The sequence below is a fragment of the Desulfosporosinus orientis DSM 765 genome (genome assembly GCF_000235605.1).
GTDB lineage: Bacteria > Bacillota > Desulfitobacteriia > Desulfitobacteriales > Desulfitobacteriaceae > Desulfosporosinus > Desulfosporosinus orientis.
Window position 1 is genome coordinate 4,287,017 of record NC_016584.1, and the last position, 18,474, is coordinate 4,305,490.

19 protein-coding genes are annotated in these 18,474 nt (G+C 45.6%); all 19 read right to left on the reverse strand.

What is annotated here, in order from left to right; all coding sequences use genetic code 11:
• Positions 1-116: 116 nt before the first annotated feature.
• Positions 117-323 (reverse strand): hypothetical protein, encoded by a 207-nt coding sequence (locus DESOR_RS29490; protein WP_158309056.1) that lies wholly within the window; start codon positions 321-323, stop codon positions 117-119.
• Between the two features lie 115 nt (positions 324-438).
• On the reverse strand, positions 439-2,181 hold the full coding sequence (locus DESOR_RS19965) for a sigma-54-dependent Fis family transcriptional regulator (protein ID WP_014186398.1): 1,743 nt from the start codon (positions 2,179-2,181) through the stop codon (positions 439-441).
• 307 nt (positions 2,182-2,488) lie between these two features.
• Positions 2,489-4,102: an L-carnitine/gamma-butyrobetaine antiporter gene (gene caiT, locus DESOR_RS19970; RefSeq protein ID WP_014186399.1), complete on the reverse strand. Its 1,614-nt coding sequence runs from the start codon at positions 4,100-4,102 to the stop codon at positions 2,489-2,491.
• A gap of 419 nt (positions 4,103-4,521) precedes the next feature.
• Positions 4,522-5,835, reverse strand: coding sequence for an MFS transporter (locus DESOR_RS19975; protein ID WP_014186400.1), 1,314 nt, complete (start codon positions 5,833-5,835; stop codon positions 4,522-4,524).
• A gap of 291 nt (positions 5,836-6,126) precedes the next feature.
• Positions 6,127-7,065 carry an ABC transporter permease gene (locus tag DESOR_RS19980; protein WP_014186401.1) on the reverse strand — a complete coding sequence of 313 codons (939 nt, stop codon included), beginning with the start codon at positions 7,063-7,065 and terminating at the stop codon, positions 6,127-6,129.
• A gap of 10 nt (positions 7,066-7,075) precedes the next feature.
• Positions 7,076-8,098 (reverse strand): ABC transporter permease, encoded by a 1,023-nt coding sequence (locus tag DESOR_RS19985; protein WP_014186402.1) that lies wholly within the window; start codon positions 8,096-8,098, stop codon positions 7,076-7,078.
• Positions 8,095-9,624, reverse strand: a complete 1,530-nt coding sequence (locus DESOR_RS19990; RefSeq protein ID WP_014186403.1) for an ABC transporter ATP-binding protein — start codon at positions 9,622-9,624, stop codon at positions 8,095-8,097. Before DESOR_RS19990 ends, DESOR_RS19985 begins: the two co-directional genes overlap by 4 nt.
• 83 nt (positions 9,625-9,707) lie before the next feature.
• Positions 9,708-10,712 carry a BMP family protein gene (locus DESOR_RS19995; protein WP_014186404.1) on the reverse strand — a complete coding sequence of 335 codons (1,005 nt, stop codon included), beginning with the start codon at positions 10,710-10,712 and terminating at the stop codon, positions 9,708-9,710.
• A gap of 38 nt (positions 10,713-10,750) precedes the next feature.
• Positions 10,751-12,136 (reverse strand): amidohydrolase family protein, encoded by a 1,386-nt coding sequence (locus DESOR_RS20000; RefSeq protein WP_014186405.1) that lies wholly within the window; start codon positions 12,134-12,136, stop codon positions 10,751-10,753.
• 442 nt (positions 12,137-12,578) lie between these two features.
• Positions 12,579-13,022 carry a DUF6773 family protein gene (locus DESOR_RS20010; protein WP_014186406.1) on the reverse strand — a complete coding sequence of 148 codons (444 nt, stop codon included), beginning with the start codon at positions 13,020-13,022 and terminating at the stop codon, positions 12,579-12,581.
• Positions 13,022-13,219 carry a helix-turn-helix transcriptional regulator gene (locus DESOR_RS20015; RefSeq protein ID WP_014186407.1) on the reverse strand — a complete coding sequence of 66 codons (198 nt, stop codon included), beginning with the start codon at positions 13,217-13,219 and terminating at the stop codon, positions 13,022-13,024. The genes DESOR_RS20010 and DESOR_RS20015 overlap by 1 nt, the downstream gene beginning before the upstream one ends.
• Before the next feature lie 301 nt (positions 13,220-13,520).
• On the reverse strand, positions 13,521-13,676 hold the full coding sequence (locus DESOR_RS20020) for a helix-turn-helix domain-containing protein (protein ID WP_014186408.1): 156 nt from the start codon (positions 13,674-13,676) through the stop codon (positions 13,521-13,523).
• Positions 13,677-13,788: 112 nt separating this feature from the next.
• Positions 13,789-14,190 (reverse strand): NuoI/complex I 23 kDa subunit family protein, encoded by a 402-nt coding sequence (locus DESOR_RS20025; RefSeq protein ID WP_014186409.1) that lies wholly within the window; start codon positions 14,188-14,190, stop codon positions 13,789-13,791.
• 4 nt (positions 14,191-14,194) lie between these two features.
• The gene (gene nuoH, locus DESOR_RS20030) at positions 14,195-15,250 is read right to left on the reverse strand and encodes an NADH-quinone oxidoreductase subunit NuoH (RefSeq protein ID WP_014186410.1); all 1,056 of its coding nucleotides are present in this window, start codon (positions 15,248-15,250) and stop codon (positions 14,195-14,197) included.
• A 27-nt stretch (positions 15,251-15,277) separates the two neighbouring features.
• Entirely contained in the window at positions 15,278-16,378 is a 1,101-nt protein-coding gene (locus tag DESOR_RS20035) for an NADH-quinone oxidoreductase subunit D (RefSeq protein WP_014186411.1), read from the reverse strand.
• Positions 16,379-16,393: 15 nt separating this feature from the next.
• Positions 16,394-16,882: an NADH-quinone oxidoreductase subunit C gene (locus DESOR_RS20040; RefSeq protein ID WP_014186412.1), complete on the reverse strand. Its 489-nt coding sequence runs from the start codon at positions 16,880-16,882 to the stop codon at positions 16,394-16,396.
• Entirely contained in the window at positions 16,872-17,393 is a 522-nt protein-coding gene (locus DESOR_RS20045) for an NADH-quinone oxidoreductase subunit B (RefSeq protein WP_014186413.1), read from the reverse strand. The genes DESOR_RS20040 and DESOR_RS20045 overlap by 11 nt, the downstream gene beginning before the upstream one ends.
• Complete coding sequence (locus DESOR_RS20050; RefSeq protein ID WP_014186414.1) at positions 17,384-17,740, reverse strand: NADH-quinone oxidoreductase subunit A; 357 nt, start codon at positions 17,738-17,740, stop codon at positions 17,384-17,386. The genes DESOR_RS20045 and DESOR_RS20050 overlap by 10 nt, the downstream gene beginning before the upstream one ends.
• A 162-nt stretch (positions 17,741-17,902) precedes the next feature.
• Complete coding sequence (locus DESOR_RS20055; protein WP_014186415.1) at positions 17,903-18,445, reverse strand: PadR family transcriptional regulator; 543 nt, start codon at positions 18,443-18,445, stop codon at positions 17,903-17,905.
• Positions 18,446-18,474 lie beyond the last annotated feature (29 nt).

Here is an 18,474-nt window from a genome sequence, read left to right on the forward strand (position 1 = left end):
TTTTCTATTAATAACAGCTGCTATCTGCTTTTTATCTGTAGCAAAAGTTATACCAAAAAGTATATTTGTGAAAAGATTTGGATAATTTCTTAATATCGAAATTGTTGTAGCCGCTCCTACCGCTGCCACGGCACCAGTAGAGGATGAAAACGGGAGTTCTCCCGGGTCGGGCAGCTTCGTCCACGTCCCTCACCCAGCATTCCAAGGCTCGCCCACTCGCGGATGCGGGAGCTTAAGCCAAACCTCCGGGTAGTACATGGAGTGAACCGTGGCTGCGCAATCCCCGCAGCCGCTTTGTGGGCTGTACCGCCTCTCCATGCCATGGGTTCGCTCCTGTGGACGAAGCAATCAGTTAATAGAAAAAAGCAGTGTAGAAATATGTAGCATTAACTTTTCTACATATATCTACACTGCTTTTCGATTTTAAAAACAACCGGGTTATTTGATACCCAGTTTATGCAGGCGATAATAAAGGACCTGGCGGCTGATATTCAATTCTTTGGCCGCCTTGGTGATATTACCACCATGCTGTTTCAAAGCCTTGATCAACCGGGCACGTTCCTGCTCTTTGATTTCAGCAAACACTTCCTCCTGCTTTATCTTTTCATTGTTTAAAGAGATGGGACCCATAAAGGATTTGAAATTCCGGGGCATGTATTTTTTGCTGAAAACAGGTTCATCCTCAGGAATCATATTCATCGCCGATTCAATCCAATGTTTCAGCTGCCTGACATTACCTGGCCAATCGAGACTTTCCAAGTGCTTGAAAATCTCCGGGGAGATTTCACAAATATTCTTTTTCATTTTCAGATTAAAACTCTTCACAAAAAAACGGACCAGGAGATTAATATCCTCTTTCCTCTCCCGCAAAGGCGGGATTTCCAAATTAATGACGGCCAGCCGGAAATATAAATCGCTGCGCAAGAGATTTTGCTGGATGAGTTCCAGAGGTTCGATATTGCAGGTACTGATAATGCGGACATCCACAGGAATCTCATTCTTACCTCCCAGCCGCCGGATCTTTCGTTCTTCCAGGGCACGGAGCAATTTACTCTGCAGGCCGAGGGGCATAGAATTGATCTCATCTAAAAAGAGGGTGCCGCCATCTGCTTCCTCAAATAAGCCTTTGCGGTCGATAGCGCCGGTAAACACACCTTTAACGGTACCGAAAATGATACCCTCAAGCAAGGTTTCGGGAATGGCAGCGCAGTTAATGGACACTAAGGGTTTTTGGCAGCGGCAGCTGCTGCTATGAATGCTCTGAGCAAACATCTCCTTGCCGGTACCGGTTTCCCCATAAATGAAAACCGGCGAATCGGATTTAGCCGCCCCCTTCGCCCAGGCAATACTGTCATGAATACGGGAGCTGTCGCCCAGGATATCCTCAAAAGTAAATTTCCGCTCTTTGGCTGACGAACCACTGACTAAGACGCTTAGATAATCCGACTGCTCAAGATTCAACCTTTTTTGCAGGTTAATTATTTTGGCAACCATTTCTTCGCTCTCTTGCAGGTTTCTGTAGACAGCGACTGCTCCCGTAGTTTTTTCTCCTTGTTTGACGGGATAATTATTTCCGGTGACACGAATGTACTGACCATAGCTGGAACAGTAGTACTGAACATAAGGACCGAAGTAGTTTTCCGAATCTATGCATTTCTTCAGAGTACCGACTTCCAGAGCAAAGTTATAAACTTCCGAGGTTTTCCGCCCAATAATTTTATCAAGTTCCAGGCCGTCAAATTCTAACTGGACCTTATTACAGTAAGCGACTCTGCTCTCAGCGTCAACCACCATTACCCCTTCGTCGATATTATCCAGAATCTTTTTAAAGGCCTCATTTAAAAACAAGGTTTTTTCCTTATCTTGATCCTCGTCTTGCACTATGACCCAAAAAAATGAACCAAGGGTTTCATTACCGCAAGGCAGTGTTTTTAAACAAAAGCTTTTATCGGGGCGCAGATTGACAAAGGTCTCAGTTCCATGGCAACTCTCGTCAAATCCGGGAATAATTTCTGAAATATTCTTATTGATTAAATGGGCTTGATCTTTGCCAAATAATTTAGCAAAAGTCAAGTTGCAAATCTCTACTCTACCTGCTGAATCAATAACGGCTAATCCCTGATGTATATCCGAAATGAATGCTCCAAACATGTCTTTAATCAAAGAGCTATTCTTTGCCATTAGGCCACCTACTTTACATCAAATTTTTCGCTCACATCAATATGAATTTATGGGTAATATTCATATTTTCAGCTATTGTACAATTCAGACAGATCTTTTAATTCATATATTTGATTGGATTATAACAAAAGGCGCTTAATATAGATAGTAATTTAAAGCCGCTAACTTAATTTTTCACATTAGGAGCGCTTGAATCACCTGAAGTATTCTCCGGGGAATCGACACTTTGAAAACGGACACCTGAAACTGTAAAAAGCCGGGGCGACCCCGGCAATACTGTTGATATAAAGTTCATTTAGCCTCTTTTTCAAATCGATTCAGCATCGGAGTTTACAGCGTCAGCTTTAGTAATAACCGGTACAGTTTTTGCCGCATCCCGCCGAAAGTTGCCCCAGTTATCTTCCTTAATCACCTTGAAGAATCCAACGATAATGATTATAAAAATAAACAACATGGGAAAGGATACCAAAACGCTGGAGGTTTGAACCGCTTTCAGACCGCCGATAGCCATGAGAATCAAGGCTAAAATGCCTAAGACTAATACCCAGGATATCCGGTTCCAACCGGGCGGCTCCTGCTCTCCAGTTATCTTTTTGGTGCTCAGGATAGCCAAGGTGTAGGCCGTGCCGTTTAACAAGGTAATCGTCGCTACCAAAGTCATTAACAGCATGACGAATAGAAAGACATTCGGCAGAGGTAAGGTAGACCAGACCTGAACGACTGCCGAGGCGTTGCCCAAATTGTTCAAGGTGTCCGCCAACTGCGGCAGGCGGTCATTCATAAAGGTGTGTAGTGTGTAGTTGCCAAAGACGGCAAAGAAAATCCATACTCCCAATCCCGTGGCGGTTAAAATCGCGATGCAGAATTCCCTGACGGTACGGCCTTTGGAGATCCGGGCAAAGTAAATACCCATTTGCGAAGCATAACTGGCCCACCAGGCCCAATAGAAAATAGTCCACCATTGAGGGAAACCGTTAAAATCCTTATTGGCAAAAGGTTCTGTATAAAAACTCATTTTAAAGAAGTCATTCATCATATTGCCTAAACCTTCACAAAAGTTATTTAACATAAAGACTTTTGGCCCGACAATAAACACATAAGCCAGAGCTGCAAAGATTAGCCACATCCGAAAGTTGCTGATCAATTTAATTCCTTTATGCAATCCACTGTACACGCAAAGAGAAATGGCGATGATCCAGAAAATGATCAAGCTGACATCCATGGTCATAGTCCGCGGGATGCCAAAAACGGATACAATCAGTTCACTGGCCAAGGGTGTCGCCAGACCCAGAGTTGTCGCTATACCGCCCACAATGGAGAGGATCAATAAGACATCGATCACCTTGCCGATCCAGCCTCTGGTCGTTTTTTCTCCCAAGAGCATAGCACAAGCGCTGCTGGCCCTATTCACATCTTTCTTGCGCACCCAGAACATATAGCCAAAGGCTGCACCCAAGGCACAATACATAGAGTTGCCGGTAAAACCCCAGTGAAACAAAGGATAGCTGGTTGCCCATTGATAAGCTTCATAAGAATAAGGTTCCACACTAAAGGGGGGTCCCATCAGATAATAAAAGGGTTCAATCGTCGCCCACAAAACCAACGATCCCCCCAGAGCTGCGGTAAAAATCATCGACAGCCAGCTGAAAGTGGAAAACTCGGGCTTTTCATCTCCGAAGCGAAGATTACCGTACTTGCCAACGATCAAGTACACACAAACTAACAAACAGCCAAAGGTAAATATTTGATAAAACCAGCTAAAATTACCCGTCACAAAGGCAAAGGAGATATTGATCAGCTCATTGGCCCTTTCTAAGTTCAAGCCCAGATAAATACAAACTCCGATAATTAATATAATCGGCACAAAGTACAGGATTTTATCAGTCTCTAGCTTTTCCACCGTTTTTGGTGCATTACTCATCACCATTCTCCTTTATACAAGATTTTTCTTACATTCTATATTCCCCTTTTTCTCGCTGCTGTGCTGATCCCCATTGCCTACTGCCAAAAGTAATGGCCAATGAATGTCCGGGATAGGTTGGTCTCGCCGGCGAGGGCTATACTCTGCCTCCTTTTAGAATTTTTTAATTCTTCAACAGGACCTGTCATCTGCCCCTATTTATCGCAAGATTCATGCCATGGAAGGTACTCTTCCAAATAGAATTTTAAATACTCTATCAAAACTCTAAAATTGCGAATATTTCGGCCAATTCCGTTTGTAAATCCTATTTAATCAATTTCCTCATCCTGAAATGCCCCTAGGGTGTATATATAACGTAAAATAGTGTAGAATCTACAATTCTACACTATTTTACACCGGCACCTGACAAGCCGGACTTTTTATTTAATGATCACATTTGCTGCCTGGGAAAGGGTCATACCTTTTGTCTCCGGGGCCCAAAGGATTGATGCAGCTAAGCCGACAACTGATATTCCCGCCCCAATAAGCATGGTTGTTCCGATTCCATATTCTTTGATGCTATAGGGCAAAACAAACATAGCCAAAAATGTGCAAACTTTACTGAAGGCTACGGCAATTCCTATGGCCGTAGCCCGGATCTCCGTGGGAAAGAGTTCATTGGGATAAAGCCATTCCAAAATTCCGGGTCCGCCGGAAAAAAAGGCATATAGGGCAAAAGCGCCAACGATAATAACTATGGGGGCACCTGGGAACAAGCCCAGAACCAGCATGGCCATAGTCATAAAAATAAAACCGAGAATACACAGTCTTCGCCGTCCAAAGGATTCCAGCCAAAACATCGCCGGAATACAGCCGATCAGGAAAAAGACGCTGATGACTATATCCCCTAATACAGCCATATTCCCTGAGCCCAGGCCAAAGGCATTTAGGATCTGAGGGCCAAAGGTATAAATGGCATACATGGGCAAAACCTGAGCAGTATATAAAATCACCACGAAGAGCAGTTTTTTGAAATACCCTAGTTTAATAAATTTCCTCAACTGGGTCTTTTCGAAGTGTTCATCCGCTATAGGTTCAGCATCAGGGCCAAACACCTTTTTCACAATCACCCGGGCTTCGTCAATACGCCCTTTACTCATTAACCAGCGGGGAGATTCCGGTGTGCCTATACGACCGATTATGAGTATTATCGCCGGCAGGGCAGCGCTTCCCAGCATCCAGCGCCAACCGCCGTCTACATCGAGCAGGAAATAACCTACCAGGTCCGCTGCGGTTGCCCCCACATACCAAATCCCCGCAATAAAGCCCATGGACATAGCCCGGTACCTGCGAGGGGTAAATTCCGCGATTAAGGAAGTTGCTATGGGATAGTCGGCACCTACGGCAACACCCATGGCAAATCTCAGTAGAAATAGTTCAAGGGGAGTCGTGATGAAAATTTGCCAAATTGAAAGGATTATAATAGCGACAAGATCGATGGTGAACATAAGCTGACGCCCGACCAAATCGGTAACGTAGCCGAAAACCAAACCCCCGGCAAACAATCCTGCAAGGGCCGATGCCCCAATCAGCCCAGTCCAAAAAACATCCAAATTAAGGTGAGGGCCTAATTGAGTAAGGGCCAAGCCAATAATAACCATGATATATCCATCCAAAAAAGGACCGCCACTGGCAAAAATTATTAACTTCTTAAGAAAAGAATTAAACTCTACATCTTCTAACGCTGATCCCATATTTCCATCCCCTTTTTCCCTTTTTACTTCCGGACAATTCCCAGCATGAATAACCTCCTTTCATTGTTGTTTCTTGTAAACTAACGCAATATTTATGCCAAAAAACCATTGAACGCCAGATATTAAACGAATATTGCCAATCCCATTAAAGTTCAGAATCTTATAGCCAACCCATGTCCCTTAGGGATGAAAAAGGAAAACAGAGGAAAAGGCAGCCTATGCTGAGCTCTTCCTCTGTTCGGGGATGTCTCTGTTTTTTTGACAGCACCTCTCTTGGCTGACTATCCAACGTTACCGTTTATTACGCTCAAAAGGGATACCCAGGGCAGCCGGGTCGATACTTTTGCCAATGGATAAGAAAAGCACAATGACAGCCACTGCGTAAGGGAACATGGAAAATACCTGAGTGGGAATAGGAAAGCCCAGGGTTTGAAGGTTGTACTGCAGGGCCTGGGAAAACCCGATCACCATGGCCGCAGCCAAAATCCCCACCGGGTTGCGCCGCCCCAGAATAACCACCACCAAAGCAATATAGCCTCTTCCCGAGGTAACATTCTCCATGAAAAAACCCAGCTGCCCCAAGGTTATGCTTGCTCCCCCCAGACCGCCTAATATACCGTTTACTAAACAAGCAAAATAGCGAATAGCAAAGACATTGAGCCCGGCAGAGTTTGCCGCCTGAGGATGCTCTCCAACAGCATGGAGATTAATTCCCCACTCTGTCTTATAAAAGAACACAGCCGTCAAAACAATGCCCGCCAGAGCTATGTAAACAAAGATATTCTGGTTGAACAAGGCTGGACCGACTATAGGGATGTCTGAAAGCAAAGGAATTCTAACTTCATTGAACATAGCACAGGATGGGATGGTGGTTGTCTGACCAAAGACAATTAAAAACAGAAAACTTGTTAACCCCATCACCATAAAATTAAGAGCCAGCCCCGCAATGGTCTGATTTGCTTTACAATGAATGCTCAACAGGCCATGGATCATACTGACCAGGATGCCCCCGGCAATACCCGTCAAAAGACCTAAGAACAGGTTCCCGGAAAAAAAGGCGACAATAAAGCTGAAAAACGCTCCGGAAAGCATGATTGCCTCTACCCCGATATTCAGAATCCCTGCTTTCTCCGACACAGCCTCTCCCAACCCTGCTAAGATCAGGGGAGTTGCCATTCTTACTGAGGCGACCAAATACATGGTTACAAGGGCAACAAATCCAGAATCCATTTCCATCCTCCTATTCCTCCGTTAAAAACCGGCGAAAGATCGTTTTACGAGCCAGAATCAATAAGACGACAACCCCCATAATGATGGATGAAATAGAGGTAGGTACACCGGCCATACGCTGCATTCCCAATGAACCCACTTGCAGGGCGGCGATGCCCAAGGCTGAGATGACCACGCCCAAAGGATGGTCTTTCCCTAACAGGGCCACAATAATGGCTATATAACCATAGCCTGGAGAGATTCCTTCCAGAAGCTTGTGATGCAGTCCAGACACTTCACAAACCCCTGCAATTCCTGCCAAACCGCCGCTGATCAGAGACGATAGGATGATATTTTTATAGACAGAAATACCGGCACACTGGCAAGCTCTGGGATTAAGGCCAACGGACCGCATTTCATAGCCCGTGGGCGTCTTCCACACCAACAGCCAAATGACAAAGACACAGATCAGAGCTATCAAGAGGCCCGCGTGGAGACGTGTTGCACTCAGAAGGATCGGCAGTGTCGCTCCTTCCGGCAGGTAGGCCGACATAGGCAGGGAACTGGCAGGGTCCTTAAGGGAAGTTCGTACCAAAATACCGACAATGCACAAAGCAATATAGTTAAACATTAGTGTGGTGATGACTTCAGAAATCCCGAACCGTGCCTTTAAGAAGCCCGGAATAAGAGACCAGACTCCGCCAAGAAGAAAGCCTCCCAAAACCACTGCAGGAATTAGAACTATGGCCGGCTGGCCATGGAGACTAAAAGAAATCCCCGTCACAGCAATAGCCCCCATATAAAGCTGCCCTTCAGCACCAATATTTATAAACCCGCATCGGGATCCTACTGCCACACCTAAACCCGTCAAGATTAAGGGAGTGGCTTTTACCATTACTTCAGAAACTGAATAAGCAGAACCAAATATTCCGGAGAAAAAGCTGGAGAATGCCAGGTTCACGCTGCTTCCAACCAAAAGAACCAGTAATATGGAGATAAATAAGGTCAGAACAGTGATTCCGAGAAAAGACAGATATCTTCCAGACTGTTTCATCGTATTTCCTCCCTCGCTTCCGTCCTTTCCCCAGCCATCATCAGACCAATCTGGGCAAGATTCAATTCATTGTTATTAGGAAAAATCTCCATGAAGCATCCTTTATAAATCACGGCAATCTTATCACTGAGTAAGAGAATTTCCTCTAAATCTGCGGAAATGAGAAGAATACTGCACCCTTTCCGCCGGCGCTGGAGCAGCTGCTGCTGGACAAACTCCGTTGCCCCGATATCGAGGCCTCGCGTAGGCTGGTGCGCCACGATAACTTTCGGATCACCTGCTATCTCCCTGGCCAAAATCAGCTTTTGCTGGTTTCCGCCTGACAGGTAGCGCAAAGGAGTATTCAGCCCTGGGGTTTTGATGGCATATTCTGACACTGCCTTTTGGGTCTCTTCCCGAATTAAGCGGGCATTAAGCAGTCCATGGCGGATAAATCTTGGCTCGGTATGGGTTTTCAGAAGCATATTGTCCGTAAGGTTCATGTCCATCACTAAGCCGTCCTTCTGACGGTCGTCGGAAATATAGGCAATTCCCAGCTTCTTATGTTCAAGTACACTCATTGAGCTTAAATCGGTGCCGTCCAGTTTGATCTTCCCGCTGCTTTGTTTCCGAATGCCCAGAATCACCTCTGCCAGCTCCTTTTGCCCATTGCCATCGACACCCGCCACTCCGACAATTTCTCCCGGCGCAATTTGCAAAGAAAGGGAATCCAGACGCTCAATCCCGTTTTCTTTCAATGTTACAGCCTCAAGGACAAGTCCTTCCCCATGGGTATCCCTCCTAGTGGATTCCCGCCGGATACTATGCAACTGCCGCCCAATCATGTATTGAGACAATTCTTCCTCGCTAATGTCCCTGGTTTTTGCAGTTACGACATTACAGCCATCTCTGAGAACCGTAACCCGGTCAGTAATTCTCATAACCTCTGGAATACGGTGAGTAATAATAATCACCGAGCGGCCATCCGCCCGAAGTTTCCCCAGCACCTCAAAAAAGTAATCCGTTTCCTGGGGCGTAAGTACGGCTGTTGGTTCGTCCAAGATCAGCAGTTCAGCATCGCGATAGAGGAGTTTGATAATCTCAACCCTTTGCTGTTCACCCACAGACAAGGTGGAAACGTAAGCATCAGCATTAATCTCCAACCCGTATTTCTTCGAAACTTCCCTAATCGTTGCGTTAAGTGCCTTGCGATCAGGAAAGGGATAGCCTTTTTCTTTAAGCCCCAGGGTTATATTCTGGGATACAGTTAAGGTAGGAACCAACATAAAGTGCTGATGTACCATGCCAATATGAAATTCGATAGCATCTCTGGGTGAGGAAAAGGAGATCTCTTGTCCTTTCCAAAGGATATCTCCAGAGTCCTTAGTATAGATGCCGTATAAAATATTCATCAAGGTGGTCTTCCCGGCACCATTTTCACCTAACAGGGCATGAATTTCCCCCGGCTCCACCTGGAAAGAAACCTGCTTATTGACCATTTTTCCCGAGAAAGATTTGCTGATGTTCTTCATGGAAAGCAAAGCCATGACTCATCCTCCCTAAAAAGAAGAAGATGTCTCAGGACAGTTTGCAGCTTTATCCATCGAGACATCTTCATAAATGGTTATGTCTATTTTGTGGATTTCTCGATAACCGGGACGGTTAGAGTCCCATCGATAATCTGTTGCTTAGTGTCTGCTATGAGTTTCTTAGTCTCTTCAGGGATCTTGTCCTCGAAAGAATGATAAGAGGAAATGTCAACAACATGCTCTTTCATACCCAAATGAGTAATTCCACCTTTAAATGTTCCGTTTTTAACAGCGTCTACAGCCGTCAAAATAACCGTTGGCATGTTGTAAATAGTTGAACACATAACGGTGTCAGGTGCAATGGAATTCTGGTCGTAGGAATTACCGCAAGCTAATATGCCTTTTTCCTCTGCCGCCTTAATAGCTCCCGTGCCGGCTTGGTTAGCGACATGGTAGAGAACATCAGCCCCCTTATCAATCATAGACAGAGCCGCATCTTTGCCTGCAGCAACATCCGTAAAAGAGTTCAGGTAAATTTCATAAACAACTATGTCGGGATTAACTTTTTTTGCCCCCAGCTTAAAGGCTTCAAGCTCCTTAACAATCGAGGGCTGCTCGATGCCCCCGATGACTCCGATTTTTCCTGTTTTGGACATTGAGCTGGAGAGCATACCCATTAAATATCCGCCCTGCTCACAACTCATGACATAGGAAGCCATATTATCAGCCTGGGAATTGGACTCCGTCGCCATAAAATGGAGTTTAGGGAATTTTTCAGCCACACGGACCGCAGGGTCTCCAAACTGGAAGCCATGCCCGATGATTAAATCGTATCCCCGGGCTGCATAATCATTGTAGGCCGCCTCAGTGTCGGCAACCCCGACATTTTCTGAATAAGTGGTTTCCAAGCCGTATTTTGATTCAGCCTCTTTAAGCCCCTCCAAAGCCGTGGCATTCCAGCCTTGATCGTTAGCAGGACCGGAAAGAAGCAAGGCCACTTTCATCTTCTGATCTTTTGTTGATGCCTCTTGAGTACCGCCGCTGCCGCAGCCGGTCAACAGGATCAATGTACACATTAGAAGGGCCAAACCTTTAATAATTCTCATAGAAATTTCCTCCTCATTATTTTCTTTTCCTTTTATTTTTAGCGGAAGGCCTCGCATTCTTGGCGCAGCACCCGCGTACAAACCTTTTCCCCTTCCTCGGTGAGAGCCTGTTCGTCAACACCCAACAGCTGCCCGTCCCGGAACACCACCTGCCCGTTTACCATGGTCAGCCAAACCGGACCGGTTACGCCTACGCGGGCCAAAATGTTCTTGGGGTCATGGAGGGTACCCGTCAGTTCCAGGGCTCCTGTGTTGATCATAAACAAGTCCGCCCCTTTTCCGGCCTCCAATGATCCTAAATCATTTCGTCCCAAGGTTTTTGCTCCATTAACCGTGGCGATTTTTAACAATTCGTATGGGGAAAGGCATCCTCCTCTCTCCTTACTGTGATAAGCCTGCATAAGGTAAGCCATTCTCAGTGAATCCATGAGGCTGGAACTGTCATTGGTGGCCGAACCATCACAACCCAGACTGACGATTACCTTCTCTTTCTCCAGGGCTTTCAGGTCCAAGATAGGGAAACCGCCTAAGACTGCCGGTGCCGGGCAATGGGACACTCCGGTACCCGTTTCTCCCATCCGCTTGAATTCCTCGGGATACAGCTCCCAGCCGTGGGCAATCCAGACATCCGGACCGCTGAAGCCGATGTCTTCACACCATTCCAAGGTTCGCTTCTGCCAGCGCTCCTGCATAATGACGTTTTCCCCCTCGCCCAGATGGGTATGGAGGCGTACGCCCTTGGACCTGGCCAAGGCCACGGATTCTTTAAAGGTTTCTATGTAGCTGTTAATAGGCTGGCAAGGAGCCACCACAATCTGCCGCATGGAAAAGGGTGCCGGATCGTGATAACGCTGGATCAGGCGCTCACAATCAGAGATAAATTCCTCCGTAGTTTCCAGCATGTCATCGGGAATAGTACTGCCTTGGCTGCGGGGAAGGGTATTGGTCCCCCGGCCGGCATGATACCGGATACCTAAGCGTGCCGCAGCCTCCATCTGCCTGTCCACCAGTTCCTTGCCTCCTGCCCGGGTATAACAGTACTGGTGGTCAAAGGCACAGGTGCAGCCGTGCTTAAGCAAATCCCCCATTGCGGTTAGGGAAGAATAGTAGATAACCTCGGAATTGATTTTTTGGAAAATACGATAGATTTTGTCCAGCCATTCAACCACCAGCATATTGGGATAATCAATGGTCATCAAGTTGCGAACAAAGGTCTGAAAGAAATGATGATGTGTGTTAATTAAACCGGGATAAACAAATTTCTCACGTCCGTCGATCACCTGGGCATCCTCTGACGACAGATCCTTGCCGATCTGCAGAATCTGCGGTCCTTCGATGAGCAAGTCACTGTCATAAAACACTTGATCTTCAGGATTGCAAGTCACTATGGCCCGGGCATTTTTAATGATGATTTTTTTCCCCATCGCTACCTTCCTTGTCTTTCTATGTTGTCATCCTTACCCTTTATATTCCGTATTCTATACCCTATAGTTACTATAGGGTCAAGGGTCTCTTTTTTAATCTGCTAATGTATACAAAAGTTCGGCTATATTTGGAGCAACCTGGTATTTCTGAAATTTGCACAATACGCTGAGCTTCTGGGAGTGGGAGGATTCCTGAAATACAAACAAAAGAAACAGCTGTTAAAAAACGCTAAGAGGGGAATTATCAACGACATAAGTAAGCAATTGAATAAGACCAATCAGCCGTCAGCTTATGAACCTCAGCAAACCTCTTTGCCGGTACCGGAAAGCTTAATAATTTTTAACAGAATTCATAATTCCACTGAAAAAACGCTTTGCACCCGTTTTACGGAAGCAAAGCGTTTTTCCATGTAAGTTTATAATCTTTTCTCATCCTAAATTATCAATCGTCATCAAATTCCTTTTCATAAACATGTCCTCTATGCCGGTTAAACTTATTGGTTATTATGAAGATTGCAGTAAATAGAATTATAAACAAGACTACAAAAATAATGGAATTCTGCCAGTCGTAAACAGCAGACTCTTTCATTTTTTTAATAACAGCCAGGGCAAACATAATTAAGAAGATAACGAGTACTATAATCATATTTTTTAGGGATTGCTTATTGCCTTTCTCACTGTAAATACTCATTTTCATCATATGCATTCTAATCAATTGGTATATAGGACAAAAAATCATAATCAGATATTCTGTTATACACTCTTGTAAAGTCATGTCAAAGACCAATGTTTTTACTAGAAACGATAATGCTACACCAAACAAAATTATAATGACCATTTCACTTCTAATTTTATTGAGGGCCTGTTGAATTCTTTCATCCTTCATTAGTATTCCTCCCAAAAAATATCGTTTAAAGTTTTGCCTAAAGCTTTGCAGATGGCTATACATAGCTGTAATGATGGGTTGAACTTTCCCGCTTCGATCATTCCGATAGTCTGTCTCGTTACACCAACAGCTTGAGCCAATTGCTCCTGGGACATATCTAAAGCCGCTCTAGCTGCCTTCAACTTAAGATTTTTCAAAAAACATCCCTCCTTGTTCTTCATCTACTCCTTTAGCTCACGTTTAGTATACACTTTATTATTCAATATGTAAAGTATATATTGCATAATGAATAATAAAAAAGTCACACCTTCCTTTTATAATTCCTTTCACACTCCCATTTAAGAGGAATAGAATCTTGGGCTTAGTTCAAATTCGTCAGCGCCGACGAATTTGGATTGCTGTCACTGGCGCCATTTTTCTGTTCCTTATTTACAGAATATGGCGTCAGGCTTATGAGTGTGACAAACTCTCAGATAAAGTTCACTTTAGACCGCTCCCTTAATCATAAAGCGTCTCTTCCCTAAACTGAAACGTCTGATCAGAACGCAGCTCAAGCTCTTTGATTACCTCATACCCATATCTGTCCTTTTCCGAAAGCGATGACAACACCAGCAAAAGAGTGCCTCCCCCGATCAGCCCTTTGTCGATTTTCATATCAAAGCCTCCTAGCAATAATACCTTGATTATCTATGTATAATATACTTAGATGATCAAGGTATTGTAAGTAGACTTTATATTTTTTCAAATAATATACACACAAGCACTTCTAATTATCCCCATCCCCTTGCTGAGAACGCGCCAGCATATCCCAAAGCAATTCTTCGCGATGATAGACTGCATTTTCATAAACCTGACAAAGTTTAAGGGCTTTAGTGGGACAAACTTCCGTACATAACCCGCACAAGAGGCAGCGGCCCATGTTCATCCGGTAAGTCTTTAGCCTCTTTTTGTTTTTCTCATCCTTTTCACTGCTTAAATCAATGACCTGGTTCGGGCAAGCGTTGGCACAAAGCCCGCAGGAAATACACTTCTCCGGGTCAAGAGCCAGGGAACTCCTGGTACGAGAAGGCAGAGTCGGCTTTACTTCAGGATAATATTCTGTAAGGTTGGGTCCGTAGAGACGTTTAATTGTAATACTCAAGCCTTTTAATAAACCTTTGCCAAACACTCATTTACCCTCCTATCCGTGCACTGAACAAGTCGTAAACATAAATACCCAGACCCGTTAAAAAGATATTCACTAAGGCTAAGGGCATCAAAACCTTCCAGGCCAAATGCATCAGGTGATCAATCCTCGTCCGCACAAAGGTCCAGCGAATCCACATCATTAAGAAGATTATGAACCAGATTTTCAGAATAAACCACAGCCACCCCGGCAGGAATCCCGGACCGTACCAGCCGCCCAGAAACATGGTCACAGCGATAACCGCCGTAGCCACCACATTGCCGTATTCCGCCAGCATGAACAGCCCCCACCTTAAGCCAGAATACTCCGTGAAAGGCCCGGCAACGATCTCCTGCTCTCCCTGAACGTGATCAAAGGGAGCCCTGTTCGTTTCGGCAATCCCGGCTGTCAGGAAAATCAGAAAAGCCAAAGGCTGCACAAAAATAAAAGGCAGAGTCTTCTGAGCCTCAATAATCGAGGATAGATTAAAGGTCTGAGTGATCATAACCACCCCCAGCAAGGAAAAGATTAAGGGAATTTCATAACTGATCATTTGCGCAACCGCCCGCAGCCCCCCCAGTAAAGAGTATTTATTATTGGAGGCCCAGCCGGCCATTAACATAGCCACCGTGGACAGTGATGAAACTGCAAAGAAGTAAAAAATACCCAAGTCCAGATCAATAGCCACCATTCCCTCACCAAAGGGAAGTATGCCAAAGACCATCAAGGTAACCCCTACCAGCATCATGGGAGCCATCTTGAAGATGAATTTATCCACATTGGCAGGAGTGATATCTTCCTTACCCAACATTTTTACCGCATCAGCAATAAATTGAAACCAACCGTGGGGTCCCAGCCGGTTGGGACCCGATCTCTGGGATACCCAGTGGGCAAATTTCCGTTCCACCAAACTAAGAAACAAAGCTGCCACCACCATCACTAAAAAAAGCACAATAAACAGAATCATATTAATGGTCAAATCCGCTCCCAGGGAATGGGGATCGGCAAATAGCCCACGGACGGCAGCCGCCATATTTACAAACAGCTTATCTAAAGCTTCCATTGTCTTCTCCCCCCATGGTCAAAGTTCTTACTTGTCAACCTCACCTAAAACGAGATCCATGGATGCGAAAATAGTCACAAGATCTTGGATCTTCCAGCCTACAGCAATGGCAGGCAGCATTTGCACATTAACAAAGGCACCGGCACGGATGCGAACCCGAGCCGGTTTTGCCGTCCCATTGCTGACAATGTACCAGCCCATCTCCCCTTTAGGGTTCTCAACTCGATGATAAACCTTGCCGGCGCTTGGTTTAATTGCCTTGGGAACCTTAGCCAGCACCGGCCCGGCCGGGATGTCCTTCAAGGCCTGGTGGAGAATCTTTTTGCTCTCTTGAATCTCAAGCAGCCGCATTAAGTGGCGATCATAGGTATCACAGCCATACAATACCGGGATATCAAAATCGAAGCGGTCGTAAATACCGTAAGGCTCAGCTTTGCGCAGATCATGTCCTATTCCTGAAGCCCGCAGATTTGCCCCTGTTATCAGCAGATTTTCCGCCAGTTCCTTAGGCAGAATCCCCACACCCTTCATGCGTGATTGAACAATCTCATTGCCGAAAAAGATACCGTAATACTCCTCAAGCATCTCAGGCATATCCTCAAGAAAACTTCTCAGGGCCGGCATGAATTCGTCGGGCACATCCTGACTGACCCCGCCGATTCGGAAATAATTAGGAGTCATGCGGTTGCCCGCCGTCATCTCAAACAAATCAAGAATTCTTTCCCGGTCACGGAAACAATAACTCCAGGGGGTCCAGCCGCTGATATCCAAAGACCCGCTGGCGATCATGACCAAATGGCTGGCAATCCGACCCAATTCCGCAAAGATTACGCGCAGGTACTGGGCACGCTCCGGCACTTCTATATCCATTAATTTTTCAACCGCTTGAACATAACCCAGGCTATTATGGGGCCCCGCCAGATAATCTAAACGATCCGTGTAGGGAATAAACTGAGTATAAGTTCGGCTTTCCGCCATTTTTTCCAGACCGCGGTGAAGATAACCGATTTTAGGTTCTATCTTAGTAACCACTTCTCCATCCAAATGAACCACCATGCGAAAGACACCATGAGTACTGGGGTGCTGGGGGCCCATGTTCAAAGCGTACTCTTGAGTTCCTTCAATCATCACAACTGCCCACCTCTATTCCCCCTCTTTTCTTACTCGCATCACAGCACGCTGTTCATGACTCTCAGTAACATAATCCTTGCGCAAAGGAAACCCTTCAAAATCATCCCACATATAAATGCGCTTTAAATTAGGGTGCCCTTGAAAGTGGATTCCGAACATATCAAAGGCTTCACGCTCTAAAAAGTCCGCCCCTTTCCACAGGCCCGTAACTGAGTCAATGACAGGATTTTCCCGTTCAACCCTCGCAACAACCCGTAAGCGCTGAGGTCCGCCCAAGCTGGATAATTGGTAGACAATTTCAAAATGGTCCTCCAGATCCATTCCGCATAAGTCATGGAGAAAATCACAGGGGACTTCTGCAAAGTTTCTGGCCTTTGTCAAAGCTTCCAGAGCATTTTGCTGATTGACGGTTAATTCGAGTTCGCCCAGACTCTCTTCAACCTCTCCCTTGACTCTGGCTGCCAGCTCGCCCACTCGGGCCCGCAAAGAATCATTTACCATAATTAATTAACCTCGCCTTAGCAGGATTTTGGATCTTCTGCTTCAGCTGCAGCATACCAAAAATCAAGGATTCCGGCCGGGGCGGGCAGCCCGGAATATAGACATCGATGGGAACAATGCTGTCCGCTCCCGGCACCACTGCATAAGAATCTGCAAAAGGTCCTCCGGAGCAGGCACAATTGCCCATGGCAATGGCCCATTTTGGCTCCGGCATTTGATCATAGATACGCCGCGCTACCGGAGCCATTTTTCTGGTCAAAGTTCCCGCGACAATCATTAGGTCCGCTTGGCGCGGTGAGGCCTGGAATACCTCATAGCCGAAACGGGATAAATCATAACGGGGATTTCCGGTTGAAGCCATTTCAATGGCACAACAAGCCAGCCCGAAGGATGCGGGCCAAAAAGAATGTACACGGCCCCAGTTGAGAAACTTTTCCAGGCTGGTCAGCAAAATATTTTTTTCCGACGCGGCTTCAGCATCCCGCAGCTCTTTTTCTTTTTTCACATCCATTTTAAAGCACCTCTTTTCCAAGCGTACCCAAAGCCAATGATGAGAATAATCATGAAGATAAACATTTCCACCAGAGCATAGGTTCCCAACTTACGGTACATTAGGGCCCAGGGATATAAAAAAATGCTTTCTACGCTAAAAGCGGCGAAGACGAGAGCATAAAGAAAATAATTAATCTTGAATCCAATCCAAGCCTTACCAATTGGCAAATTACCGCATTCGTAAGTTGTCAGCTTTTCCTTATGGGGCTTATGGGGTGCCAGCCAATGGACCACAGTCATAACCACAATGGGCAGGACTATGGCAAAAGCGAGCAGCAGCCCTGCGGCGGCAAAATTATCCGACATCGTTCTTCCCCCTTCTGATCCCAGATCGTGACTTATTTCTTATGGTCCAAGTATCTATTTTACCGCTCTCCCTGGCTCCCTCCTTTCCAAGCTTAACCTTTAACCTACTCGAACCATAAAATTATCCCTGCATTCTCGCTGAAAAATGATGATTGATCCTCTCTACATCTTGGCATACTCAAGAATCTTAGTCTCCACATGTCTCAGCCAGCGAACATCAGCTTCGGCATGAAACAAGGCCGCATCCGTGAGCAGGTCCGTTATCACATTCTCCCGGTTAATCCCTTCTTTAGCCAGGCGGTACTTGGTTTCCGTTAATTCTCTCATCTGATCCATGTATATTTGAGTCTGCCGTTCAGTCAGCCGGAGTGCCAGCTCAAGATTCTCTTGGCTGATAAACAAAAGTTTGATAAAAAGTTCATCCCGCAGAGGCCTTGGTTTGGTTGCCGGTTCTTGAAGCCAACGGGTCAGCTCTTGGATCCCTTTCGGACTAATAGCGTAGACTTTCTTGTCCGGCCGGGAATTTTGCTCTTCTTCCCTGCCCTCAACCAACCCCTCTTTTTCCAGTCTGTCCAGGGTCGTATAGATTTGTCCGTAATTTAAATTCCAAAAACTTCCTATCCGTTGGTCAAAAATGTTTTTAAGCTCATATCCATGGCGTGGTCCTTCTTTAATAATTCCCAAAATGGCATGTTTAACCGGCATGAATTACTACTCTCCTTAGCCTTCTTTAT